General features: G+C 62.2%; 13 protein-coding genes. 4 read left to right on the forward strand and 9 right to left on the reverse strand.

Translation table 11 applies throughout. The features are described 5' to 3' along the window. Positions 1–12: 12 nt before the first annotated feature. Positions 13–192 carry a hypothetical protein gene (locus tag ON40_RS00115; RefSeq protein ID WP_040816911.1) on the reverse strand — a complete coding sequence of 60 codons (180 nt, stop codon included), beginning with the start codon at positions 190–192 and terminating at the stop codon, positions 13–15. A 147-nt stretch (positions 193–339) separates the two neighbouring features. Next, positions 340–1,155 (reverse strand): SAM-dependent methyltransferase, encoded by an 816-nt coding sequence (locus ON40_RS00120; protein WP_040816913.1) that lies wholly within the window; start codon positions 1,153–1,155, stop codon positions 340–342. Between the two features lie 193 nt (positions 1,156–1,348). Here ON40_RS00120 and ON40_RS00125 point away from each other — a divergent pair, with 193 nt between their 5' ends. Next, positions 1,349–1,546 carry a hypothetical protein gene (locus ON40_RS00125; protein WP_040816915.1) on the forward strand — a complete coding sequence of 66 codons (198 nt, stop codon included), beginning with the start codon at positions 1,349–1,351 and terminating at the stop codon, positions 1,544–1,546. A gap of 270 nt (positions 1,547–1,816) precedes the next feature. Here the strand turns inward: ON40_RS00125 and ON40_RS00130 are convergent, their stop codons facing one another. From ON40_RS00130 to cynR, 4 genes are all read right to left on the reverse strand, one after another. Next, positions 1,817–2,332 (reverse strand): DUF4822 domain-containing protein, encoded by a 516-nt coding sequence (locus ON40_RS00130; protein ID WP_040816918.1) that lies wholly within the window; start codon positions 2,330–2,332, stop codon positions 1,817–1,819. A 96-nt stretch (positions 2,333–2,428) separates the two neighbouring features. After that, complete coding sequence (locus tag ON40_RS00135) at positions 2,429–2,926, reverse strand: nucleoside deaminase (protein WP_040816921.1); 498 nt, start codon at positions 2,924–2,926, stop codon at positions 2,429–2,431. Between the two features lie 27 nt (positions 2,927–2,953). Continuing rightward, on the reverse strand, positions 2,954–3,424 hold the full coding sequence (cynS, locus tag ON40_RS00140) for a cyanase (protein ID WP_040816933.1): 471 nt from the start codon (positions 3,422–3,424) through the stop codon (positions 2,954–2,956). Positions 3,425–3,542: 118 nt separating this feature from the next. Next, positions 3,543–4,427: a transcriptional regulator CynR gene (gene cynR / locus ON40_RS00145; protein ID WP_040816936.1), complete on the reverse strand. Its 885-nt coding sequence runs from the start codon at positions 4,425–4,427 to the stop codon at positions 3,543–3,545. 296 nt (positions 4,428–4,723) lie between these two features. On the opposite strand from cynR, the gene ON40_RS47730 reads away from it, so the two are divergent. The 3 genes from ON40_RS47730 to ON40_RS51505 all read left to right on the forward strand — a co-directional run bounded on the left by ON40_RS47730 (position 4,724) and on the right by ON40_RS51505 (position 7,110). Then, positions 4,724–5,212, forward strand: coding sequence for a hypothetical protein (locus tag ON40_RS47730; protein WP_051192416.1), 489 nt, complete (start codon positions 4,724–4,726; stop codon positions 5,210–5,212). Between the two features lie 657 nt (positions 5,213–5,869). Continuing rightward, positions 5,870–6,229: a hypothetical protein gene (locus tag ON40_RS51500; protein WP_157186132.1), complete on the forward strand. Its 360-nt coding sequence runs from the start codon at positions 5,870–5,872 to the stop codon at positions 6,227–6,229. A gap of 353 nt (positions 6,230–6,582) precedes the next feature. Further along, positions 6,583–7,110 (forward strand): hypothetical protein, encoded by a 528-nt coding sequence (locus tag ON40_RS51505; protein ID WP_157186133.1) that lies wholly within the window; start codon positions 6,583–6,585, stop codon positions 7,108–7,110. A 527-nt stretch (positions 7,111–7,637) separates the two neighbouring features. On the opposite strand, the gene ON40_RS00155 is transcribed toward ON40_RS51505, so the two are convergent. The 3 genes from ON40_RS00155 to ON40_RS53040 all read right to left on the reverse strand — a co-directional run. After that, entirely contained in the window at positions 7,638–8,168 is a 531-nt protein-coding gene (locus tag ON40_RS00155; RefSeq protein WP_040816939.1) for a class IV adenylate cyclase, read from the reverse strand. 35 nt (positions 8,169–8,203) lie between these two features. After that, positions 8,204–9,235, reverse strand: a complete 1,032-nt coding sequence (locus ON40_RS00160; RefSeq protein ID WP_218008715.1) for a radical SAM protein — start codon at positions 9,233–9,235, stop codon at positions 8,204–8,206. A 144-nt stretch (positions 9,236–9,379) separates the two neighbouring features. Next, a partial coding sequence (locus ON40_RS53040) for a hypothetical protein (RefSeq protein ID WP_218008716.1) occupies positions 9,380–9,624 on the reverse strand: 245 nt, incomplete at its 5' end.

Raw genomic sequence — 9,624 nt, forward strand, 5'->3', positions numbered from 1 at the left:
CCAGATCGCCGTTCACCACACCGGCGATATCCTCGGTGGAACAGGGTGCCGGCGCGGCGGCAGGCCCAGCAGCGATCGCAGGACAGCCAGATCGTCGGTCCCCTCGGCGAGTTGTTCCAGGGCAGGCAGCATCTGTTCGAACGCGGCCGTCGTCGCGATTCCCGGCCGGCGCACCGCGACCTCCAGTCTCACGGTCCGGCGAGCTCGGCGGAAATCCCGGTCAGCCGATCGAGCAACCGATGCCAGTCGTCGGGGTCCACGGACTGAAGCCTTGCCCGGCGCGGGACCTTTGTCCAGCAACATCGCGTGTCGCGCGTTACGCCGAAAACCGTCTCGGGTTCACCGTTTGATGCCCACACCGCCGAGCCAGTCCAGGTATCGGGTCTGCTGCGGCGTATCCGAATCCGGTCGCCACAGCGGAACCTGGACGACGCCCGGCTCGACGAGTTCGAATCCGTCGAAGAGTGCGGTGATCTCGGCCGCCGACCGGGGACGGCCCGGGGTGGTTGTCGAGCGGGTCAGCTCGAGCAGTTCATCGAGCCGTTCCGCGGACCAGCCCTCATTGGTGAAATGCGAGATCGCCAGGAGACTGCCGGGGGTCAGCCCGTCGCGCAGACGGCCGAGCACACCCTGCGGATCCATCTCGTCGCCGACCACGTGCAGGATCGAAAGCACCAGTACGGCAACCGGTTCGGTGAAGTCGATATGCTGTGCGACCTCCGGCGAACGCACGAGCATGTCCAGATCGCGGAAGTCGCCGCGAATCGCCGTCGCCCACGGGGTGTCGGCCAGGATTCGACGGCCCATCAGGAAGGCGACCGGATCGTTGTCCACATATACGACCTGGCCGTTCACGCCCAGCTCGGTCAGGATCTCGTGAATATTGCCCGCGGTAGGGATGCCCGAGCCGATATCGAGGAACTGGGTGATCCCTGCCTCGACGCAATATCTGATCACCCGCCGCAGAAATGCGCGATTCGCCCATGTCGCCTGGGTGATGCCCGGCCAACGGCGTTCCAGATCGTCCGCCCAATCCCGGTCCACCGCGAAATTGTGCGATCCGCCCAGCAGATGATCGTAGATCCGCGCGATACTCGGCACCCGGGGATCGATGTCATCGTCCGCCCAATCGGGAAGCTGTGGCGCAGTGGACATTTCAGCCTCGCTTCATAATTCGCCGACCCCGAATCGAACGCTCCGCCGGACCCGTGACGCTCCTCGACGGTACCCCACGGTTGTCCCGATGCGCTACAGAACACGGCACAATCGGAAGCCCCGCGAGGTGTGCCGGCTGCGGCCCTGGCCCTGTGGAGCAGTCGGTCTCGGGAGTTCCGCCGGGTCGTCAGGAGTGTCCCAGGCGGACGATGTTCTCCAGGGTGGCGCGGAGGGCGGTGAGCTGTTCATCGCCGAGGCGGGTTCGCCATTCCGCGTCGATCTCGCCGAGGATTCGTCTGCCCGCGGCCTGGGCCTGGCTGCCGCGTCGCGTCGCGTCAGCCGGATCGTCTTGGCGCGGCGATCCTGCGCGCCGGGGACGCGTTCCACGTAGCCCATCTGCTCGAGTTCGGTGACCAGATCGCCGATACGGCTCTCCAGCGACTCGCGGTCGAGGATCTTGCGCTGCTGGTTGTCGGCGCGGGGGCGGTGCTGTGTACGGTGCCGACGCCGCTGTTCAGCATCGAGCGCAAAAGTGAGACCTCGGTGAAGTTGACAGATCTGGGGGATCTCGGTGTGCCTGGAGTGCCGGTGCTCATCGGCGGTGTGGTTTTGCAACTGCTGCTCGGCATCTTCTGGAAACTCGAATTGCACCGGGAACGACCTATGCGGCCGGCTCCTTGTGGTTCGTCGGCGTGTGCATGATGTCGTAGTACACCGACTTGTCGTTGGCATCGGGGTACACGCGATAGGTGAACTCCTTGTCGGTGAGCGTGACGATATCGGCCACCCGGCGCGATTGCGACTGTCCCGCAGCGTTTTTCGCGACGATCGTGCGCGTCTTACCGTCCGGGGAGACGGTCCAGTCGCCGTGCATCTTCGGTGAGTCGTCGAGATTGAACATCGTGAAGGTGCCGTCGGCCTTGAAGTAGGCGAATCCGACGTAGTTCTTCACCGCGTCGTCGGTCAGCGCGACCGACCCGCCGTGCGCATCCTTCGCGGAGGTGGTCTCCCACGGTGTGGATGCCAGCACCGCCGAGGGCGATCCCTTGGCGACCGCCACCGATGTCGAAGCCACCACCGGTGTGGACGACGCGTTCTCCGAGCTGTTGCTGTTGCCGCAGGCAGCGACGAGGCCGACGGCGGCAAGGGCCGCCAATGCCGAAGCGAGTTTCTTCATGAGTAGTCCTCAACAGTATTTCAGTGGCTATCAGGGAATTTCCGGCAAACGACGTCGTCCGGACCAACACGTACGCCGGACCGGATGTGCGAGCGGTCAGTTCGCGATCGCCCCGGGCACCCGCCGCTCGCCGTTGTTGAGCTGCTGCCACCGCCGGTAGACATCGACGGCGTCCGCGCGCGCCTCGTGCCGCATCGGCAGCCGGCGCGCATCCCACGGTTTGCCGAATTCGCCGTAGAAGTTGTCGAATTCGAAGTACTTCCGGTCGTCCACGTAGTGCGGCTCGTACTCCTCGCGGGTGGTCAGGAAGACGACCTCGTCGGGTGAGCAGTAGTAGAGCGCACCCAGGCACATCGGGCAGGGCAGGGCCAGGATGTAGATCGTTGTCCCGGTGAGATGTTCGGTGCCCAGCTCGGTGCAGGCCGCGCGAATGGCGAGGATCTCCGCATGGGCGGTGGGATCGTTGGTCTGGGCGACCCGGTTCGGGCTCTCGGCCAGAATCTCGCCGTCCCGCACGATGACGGTGGCGAACGGACGCCCGCCCCCCTCGACGTTGCGACCCGCCAGATCGATGGTGTGCTGTGCGAAATCCATTGCGGTCCTTTCGAATTACGGGCGGGCTCAGAAAGGTTTGGTGGGCAGGTACTTGCCGTCGAGGGTGATCACGGCGCGTTCGCCGCCCTCGGGATCGGGGACCTTGCGCACGTCGAGCTTGAAATTGATGGCGCTGATGATGCCGTCGCCGAACTGCTCGTGCACGAGCGCCTTGAGCGTGGTTCCGTAGACCTGCAGCATTTCGTAGAAGCGGTAGATCGTCGGATCGGTGGGGATGCCACCGGGAATCGATCCGCGGGTCGGGATGGTCTGCAGCGTGCGCGCCGCGTCCGGGCCGAGTCCGAGCAGATCGGCGACCGCGACGGCGGCCGGTTCCGGCAGGGGATGCTGGCCCAGGACCGCGGCGGTGACGAATGCGGTCGAATAGCCGGCGGCGTCGGCGATCTGCTCCCAGGTCAGATTCGCGGCGATCTTGGCCTCGACAGCGGCCGCGGCGAGGGCCTGCCGTGCGCTGGGATCGAACTGTGCATGCACCATGATGGGCGATTCCTTTCGTTGCGTCGGCCATCGGGGCCTGATGCAATCCAGGGTCGTCCACCTGTGGTTATAGTGTCCAATACTTGTTTTCCATCACAGCGATAGATGGTGTCGATGGTCAGAGTTCGCGGGCGATCTCGTGGACCGTTGCCGTGAATGCCCGTGCCGCCGCCGAGTGATACGCCGAGCCGCGACGCAACAGGCACACCGTCCTGCGGGGCATCGGCGGGGTCAGCGATACCGGGTGAAGATCGTTGTGCGCGTGCGTGATCGCATCGGGCAGCACGGTGGCCAGCGAGCCGCGCCGGACGAATTCGAGCAGGGCGCTGATCGAATTCGCCTCGACCGCGATATGTGGTCGCACCCCGCATGCGGCGAAATAATCGTCGATATGCCCGCGCGTCGCGAAATCGCTACTGAGCAGACCCAGCGGTTCCCGGGTGAGCTGACCGACCGGCAGCGGACCGGTCGCCGCCGCGAGCAGGTGGTCCGGGCCGACGACGAGGCTGAGCGTTTCGTCGAACAGGGCGGTGGCTTCGATGCCCGCGGCGTGCGCGCCGGCGAAGGCGATACCGAGATCGAGCCGGTCGGCGAGCAGATCCGCCTCGATCCGGTCCTGCGTCGTCTCCCGGACGGTGACCGCGATCCCCGGATGCGCGGACCGGAACCGGTGCACCAGCGGCCCGATGAAATACGCGGTGAATGTCGGCGTCATGGCCACTCGCAGCTGCCCGCGACTCAGGTCCTGCACATCGTGCACCGCACGCTCACCGGCCTCGAGATCCCGCAACGCCAGGCGCGCGTGCCGGGCGTACACCGCACCGGCGTCGGTCAGCCGCACCGCGCGCCCCGACCGATCCAGGAGCATCACACCCAGCACCTGCTCGAGCTGCTTGATCTGCTGCGACAACGTCGGCTGTGAAATATGGAGCGATTCGGCCGCGCGGGTGAAATTCCCGTGGTCGGCAACGGCCAGCAGATACCGGATATGCCGCAGCTCCATCGTCCAACCATAAACTGCGCCGGGGGAACTCGACGCCGCCGGTGCACGTGAGCCGGCGTGACGGTGGCCTATCGGGCCGTGCCGGACGCGATCCTGGACGATTGAATAGGTATGCCGCGCTGTCTGTTCCGTGGTGGGGACGGCTATAGTCGCTCACGGCCAGGGGTTCGACGGCCGATCAAATCTGGTCCGGAATTTGCATTTCTTTGCTCGCCGGTTGAAATTCGGCCGGTGTGACGAGCCGTAACTTCCGGTCGATGAAACTGTTGGTCCACCGAAAAGAGGTCTGACGAACAATGCTTGACAAGAGATTGCAGACGGTATTGATGGGCGGCGCGCTGGTCATGGCCGCGGTGGCCGGCGGCACCGCCGTCGCTGGTGCGGCCCCGCTCACCTACACGGACTCTCCTCTTGCGCAATCCTCCACCGCGGTGCGCGGAATCGGTTGTGCCGGTGAGGTATGGGGTAATGCGCGGACGTGGCACAATTGGCCCCAGCGCAGGGGAGAAGTCACCTTCACGGTATTGGGAAGTCTGAAATTCCTCGGTATTCAGGCGCCGTGGTGCGCGGTGACGCCGAGGGTGCACTGGCGCAATCTCACGACCGGCGCATCCGGATCGCAGTCGGTGAATCTCACGGCCCCGGCGGAGATTCCCGATTTCTTCGGCATGCCCACTCCGAAGCGGGGCGAATTCGGTACGAATACGGGATCCGGACGCGTGGAAGTCAGAATCGACACCGACATGCCGCATTCGCAGAGCGTGACCACCATCATGGTCGACTGACTCTCGGATCTCCCACACCGATAGAAAAGCGGGCCGGGATCCCATGCGGTGAGCCCGGCCCGCTGTGCAACTTCCAGGTCTCTCGAACGATGACGCATCCTTTTCCGAGGATTCCGTATCGTCGCCGCGACCATTCGGTGGAGCCTAGGGGAATCGAACCCCTAACCCCTGCCGTACGGCTGAAAGCCACTACTGCGGACAACCATAGACCGTCAACTACTTCGGATACTGCCCGGCTGACCTGGGTATACGCAAATTCTCGACTACTGTCGACAATCGAACGCTAGTTCGGGCGACGTGGTCGAAGAGGCAATTAGTTGGGACATAGTTGGATGTTTTCAAATCCTCTATCCGGCGTGTCGATGCTACGACACGCCGGACGAGGAAGTGGGTGGTAAACCGACAGCTACCGTGTGTGCGGGTATCCGGACCGTCGACAGACGGACGGGGTCTCGCCGGTGTGAGCCAGCAAGGCCAATGGGCAAGATCCTCCCGGTCAGCTGTGGGCCTTGGCCGCAACTATGTCGCGTAACGGGGATGCGGGATTTCGCGAATACAGCTCTGGCGCTTCCAAGACGGGAGCAGAAGGAGCTACGTAAGCGGTGATCGTATCCGGTCCTAGCGCCGGTACGACTTGAATGAAACGAGCGGAGAGAAATGGGAAAGTACCTTAAATGGCTCGGCGGGGCGGTTATCGGCATTACAGGCATAGTGCTTGGGGCGATACCGTTCTACGGGCATTGGCCGGGATGGGTACTCGTTGCCCTCGGTGCGATTGTCTTGCTGGCAACCGCTTCGACTTTTCCTTGGCGGAAAAAGAATAACTCAGATGCATCCGGATCAAAGGCCATCTATCAGACGGCTGGTCGGAACTCGAATCAAATTTATGCGGGGACCATAAAGCTCGGTGGTGAAGGCGGTCGAAATGGTGGTGGCGGTGGCGCAGGCGGCGTCATAGGTTCTGGCCGCGGTGGCGATGGTGGATCGGGAAGTCAAAAATCTTATGAGGCAGATTGAACATGAAGCCGAGTTACAGCTGGATCGGCCGTGTGATGCGCCAACTACCTACTGCAAGACTCAGAGGTCCCAAGGTAAGCGATTCGATCACCTCGTTAGGCGGGGCTGACGGAGGTGATGAAATAAGAGCGAACACGATAGATCTGGGTGGCGATGGCGGAAAGTTCGGCGGAGGCGGCGGGGGTGGAGTATTAGGGCCAGACACGGAGCAAGTTGGACGTAAGATCTACGCCGACCGCCTTATCGTGGACGGCAAACCTGGAGAATTCCCAGGAGGTGGCGGAGGTGGGGGCGGCCTGGTATCTCCAGGGGCAATTGCTTGGGACCCAGCTGAGCGCAATGGAACTGAAGGCGTGGGTTATTCGGCTGGGGTAGACGGTCAGCCCGGCGGCGATACAACTTTTTCAGCGCCCGATGTCACAATTCTGTTTTCCGCCCCCGGCGGGCAGGCTGGCCTGGCGGGTACGGGGGTGCGACTGACGAGTGATCTTTTTTCTTTGTCCACTGTCATGTTGTGTAACTATGTGGAAATTTCGAATAGTCTCGGCTATGTCGTTGGTGCAGGATGGCAGTCGGTTCGCGTACTAAACATTGGCGATATGCGGACCTTCCCAATCTTCATGATTATCGAGGCTGGCGGCGTACCTGCTGGCGAATACACCATACATGCTGACGCTTGGAGCCCATTGGGCTCTCGAGTGGGACGGACTAGTTTTCCCATCACTATAGAGAAGGCCGGTGACCTGATTCGTATACCTCGCTGTGTCAACCTAAATGCCAGAGTAGATGCAACCGGTTTATGGGATATCGCTATTAGCTCAGATTTGGAAGAGCTGGCGAGAATCCGAGTCATGGTGAAACGATTTGGTGAAGATAATTGAGCGCCGTGTGCTTCCTGTCGACCCAATAGATTTGTGGCAAGCCATCCCGCTGAGGGATGGTGCGGCAGCACTTCGGAGTTGGTGCTGACGCCTTTGTAGTAGCTCGGCCCCTATCCTGGTTCTGCGCCGGGGTGCCCGCCCGGGAGCGGAGCGGTAGGGCGGGCGCACCGGGCGGCGCGCGTAGCGCGCCGCTCTTGATTCTGTAGAGGGAAATTCGGCAAGTTCTGTCTTGGGTTTCCGTCTTCTCTTTTCTCTTTCCTTTTCTCTTTTGGGGCCCCAATCTTCCTGCCTACTACATGGGCCATCAAGCTTGTGGCTCAACAGATTCGCGGGACTATTCGGTATCCCAGCCTGATCCGCGATGCACCCGGGCAGGCAACTCCGCACGCAGGGTTCAGGCATGGGGAGCTGAATACTCGTCGGCAGATAACTGCGGCAAGCAAGCAGCCCCCGGTGTCAGAGGGGCCTGAATCTCAGGACAGGGGGCTCTGCTGGTCCCGCCCACGTGGTGAGGGGCGGAGAATCACTCAGAAGCGAAGCTCGGGAACGGTGTTGAGGTCGATTTCGTGGCGTGCGTAGATCTTGATCGTGTTCTCGCCGGTGAGGTCGGATTCGGTGTAGCCGAGCTGGGCCGCTACTCGGATGACGTCTTCCTTTGTCGGGGCTTCGATCTCCAGGTAGGGCGGGATCTGGGGCCAGGTGTCGATCTCGAGTTGTGCGCTGTCGAGAGTGAAGCTGATCCGCTTGGTCTCCTGGTAGGACTTGGCGGTGAAGCCCATCATCTCGAGGAGTTCGTTGGTGGCGGCGAAATCGTTGACGCTCACCTCTACCTCATGGGTGCCGTCGATGGCGTCGCTGGTGATGTGTTTGACGGCGAGGGTGGTGTCGTTTCCGTTGTCGCGCAGTCTGATCCACTTGGATTCGTCGCCAGGGGTGATGTCGTAGACGTAGCGGCGCATGAACCGCTCGCCGAGTTTGCGACCTCCCTTGTCGATGATGTGGCGTTCGATGGAGTCGGGGTCGATGTCGAGAATCTTGGCTTCGTGCTCGATCGGCATGGGGGCTCCTGTCAGGGCTCGGGCGACTATGGAACTTATCCAGCACGTCTGGCTTTGAGCTGGCGATATTCGGTGTTGCGCAAGAGGAGGATCTCGCGGCGAAGTGGGCTGTTCAGAAACTCGGACAGCGGCAGACAGAGGTCCATGCGCTGGATGCAGACGCCGACCTGGAAACTGCCGGTCCGGTCGTAGTACAGCCGTATACCGTAGAAGCCCTCTTCGCAATCAGTGCCGTTGTTGAACTGGCATCCGGTGCACGTGCTGGGCAACCGGACGGGGCGAATCTGTTTGAAGTAGATCCGCCGACCATCCGGCAGGCGGTAGATCGTGCGTGCGCCGGAGACCCCGGCGATGATATGGCGAGCTTCGGCGACGGCGCCACGGTCGGCAAGAATACGTTCGATGGCGTCGATTGAGCTTGCGCCTCGGTCGAGCGAGTTGAGTAGCCGTACGGTCAGGTGCGGGGAGTACTCGTCGAGCAGTCGATGCACGCGCGGCGCATGACTGTAGTCGGGGACAACGATATTGGCGCTAGCCTTCACCCCATTCGTCTCACACGTGGTGATCGACTCTTTGAGCGCGTCGATTTTCCGTTGTGCTAGAACAGGATTGCGGTAGCGGGCGTGCTGAACTTCGGCCAGTTCGGCTGCGGTGGTTCCGAAGGTGGAGAAGTTCACCCGATCCAGCCCGGCTGCGGCGCAATCGGGGATCACTCGCTCGCCGCGCTCTCCATTGGAGGTCATGCCGACCCTATAACCGGTCTCAACAGCGATTCGGGTGAGTCGTGCGACGGCTGAATGCAAGGTCGGTTCGCCGCCGGTCAAGTGCAGTTCGGTCAGTTCCAGGGCATCACGTAGAGCGGCAATCGCCTGCTCGAACTCGTCGTTGTCGGGCATCGGGGCAGCTAGAAAGGTCGCACCGTTGGTTCCGGCGTAGATCGAGGCGCGTCCGCTGCTGCCTGATGCGACGAATTCTCCTGAGGAGCGGTGCCGGTTGTCGATGGCGACGGGCGTCCCTTCGTTGTGGCAGAACGTGCAGGTCAAGCCACATGCGTCAAGGATCTTCACACGCAGAGTGGTGTCTTTGTCGATGTGGACAGGGATTCCGACACGGAACATAGCAGCCGTGCCCCCTTCGTTTTATTTGTTGGATGTCGCCGACAGCAACGCTGCTGTCGGGCTTGACAGACCGCTGATATGCAGCGGCCTGGATCATCTGCCTCGGCGCGAATAGTGCTGCGGTGGAATGAGTTCGGCCCAGAAGGCATGCCGAACGGCGTTCCACAACTGCTCCAGAGCTGGATACTGTTCGCGCGCCTGGGCGAGGTCGGGGAAGTCGTCTGAGGCGAATGAGGCCACTACGGAGTCGTCGGATGTGTTGCTGATGAGCATGATTTCGACGGTGTGACGGTTTAGTCGCCACATGGCTTGGAAGCCATCGGCTTCGGTGTGGTGGA

Origin of the sequence: Nocardia jiangxiensis NBRC 101359 (assembly GCF_000308615.1) — a bacterium.
Taxonomy (GTDB): Bacteria; Actinomycetota; Actinomycetes; order Mycobacteriales; family Mycobacteriaceae; genus Nocardia; species Nocardia jiangxiensis.